2 protein-coding genes are annotated in these 1,770 nt (G+C 62.5%); both read right to left on the minus strand.

Annotated features, from left to right (window positions below; all coding sequences use genetic code 11):
* Nucleotides 1-815 (minus strand): carbohydrate ABC transporter permease (locus tag ABN034_RS34170; RefSeq protein WP_349695097.1); only part of this gene is annotated, 815 nt, incomplete at its 3' end.
* Between the two features lie 88 nt (nt 816-903).
* Nucleotides 904-1,770 (minus strand): carbohydrate ABC transporter permease (locus ABN034_RS34175; RefSeq protein WP_349695098.1); only part of this gene is annotated, 867 nt, incomplete at its 5' end.

The raw sequence follows: 1,770 nt of genomic DNA on the forward strand, positions 1-1,770 counted from the left end.
TAGCCCCACTGCGCGGTGTAGACGCTCTGGAACGACGCCAGGCCGAGCGCGAGTGTGTAGTTCTCCTCGCTGCTCAGATAGAGCAACGGGTTGAGGAAGTCGTTCCAGGTCCCGATGAACGTGAAGATCGTCACCACGACCAGGGCTGGCCTCGAGAGCGGCAGGATGATCGTCCAGAAGACCTTCCACGGCGACGCGCCGTCGATGTAGGCCGCCTCGTCGAGTTCGAACGGAATCGTCAGGAAGAACTGCCGCAGCAGGAAGATACTGAACACGCCACCACCCGCGCCGCCGAAGAACGCCGGGACCGTGAGCGGCACGAACGTGTCCAGCGCGCCGAGAGTCCGCCACATGACGAAGGTCGGGATCAGCGTCACGGCATACGGCAGCATCACACTGCTGAGCAGGACCGCGAAGACGATGTTGCGTCCCCGCCACCGCAACCGTGCGAAACTGAACCCCGCGACCGCGCAGGTCAAAACGGTGCCGATCACCGTGAAGAACTCGATGATCATCGTGTTGAGGAAGTACCGGGCGAATGGCTGCGCGGTGAGTGCGCCGGAGAAGTTGGCCCACTCGAAGGGGTTCGGGATCCACTCCGGGGGTGCGATGAAGATCTGGTTGTCACCCATCAGCGCGCTGCGGACCAACCAGACGAACGGCAGCATCGTCGGCACCGCACCAAGGACGAGCACCACATAGAGCACGGCCCGCCCGACACCACGACGACCCGGACGCGCCCCGCGCGGAGCGAGCCCACCCCTCGGCGCGACCCGACCCCTCGACACCTCCTGCGCAACCCCAGCCGTACTCATGTGCCAACCCCAGCCGTACTCATGTGGCGACCCCAGCCGTACTCATAGGGCGACCCCAGCCGTACTCATCGGGCGACCCCAGCCGTGCTCATCGGGCACCTGCCATCTCGTAGTAGACCCAGCGCCGGGCGTTCTGGAAGAGCAGGAACGTGATCACCATGATGACCATGAAGAGCACCCACGCCAACGCACTCGCATAACCCATCGCGCTCTCGGTGAACGCTGTGCGGTAGAGGTAGTAGATGTAGAACAGCGAGGCATTGTTCGGCCCGCCCTGCGTCATCACGTACGCCTGGTTGAACACCTGGAACGTCCCGATCACACCGGTGACCAGGTTGTAGAAGATCGTCGGCGTCATCATCGGCAGCGTCACGTGCCGGAACCGCTGCCACACACCCCCACCATCGATCGACACCGCCTCGTACAGGTGGCGTGGCACTCCCTGCAGACCCGCCAGGAAGATCACCATCGCATTGCCGAATCCCCAACTGCTCATGATCACCATCGACGGCACGACGGCCGTCTCGCTGTAGATCCACTGCGACGTCGGCAGTCCTGCCTGACGCAGCAACGAGTTGAGCAGACCGAAGTCAGGATTGAAGATCCAGATCCACAGCACCGCACTCGCCACCGCCGGCACCAACGTCGGAAGATAGTAGATCGTCCGCCAGACACTCAGCCCGCGCACCTGCTGATTCAGTAACAGCGCGAGGATGAAGCCAAGGACCAGAATCAGCGGCACCGTGCCCAACGTGTAATACGTGGTCACGCTCAACGACTTCCAGAACAGCTCATCACCCACAAGCGTCTGGTAGTTGTCGACTCCGATGAACGACGGACTCCCACCGATCGTCCAGTCAGTGAGACTGAAGAAGAACGACGCGACCATCGGCCCGATCGTGAAGATGACGAACCCGAGAATCGCCGGCATCGCCAGGATGACTCCCCAACGGCG

Source organism: Actinopolymorpha sp. B11F2 (assembly GCF_040195635.1).
Taxonomy (GTDB): domain Bacteria; phylum Actinomycetota; class Actinomycetes; order Propionibacteriales; family Actinopolymorphaceae; genus Thermasporomyces.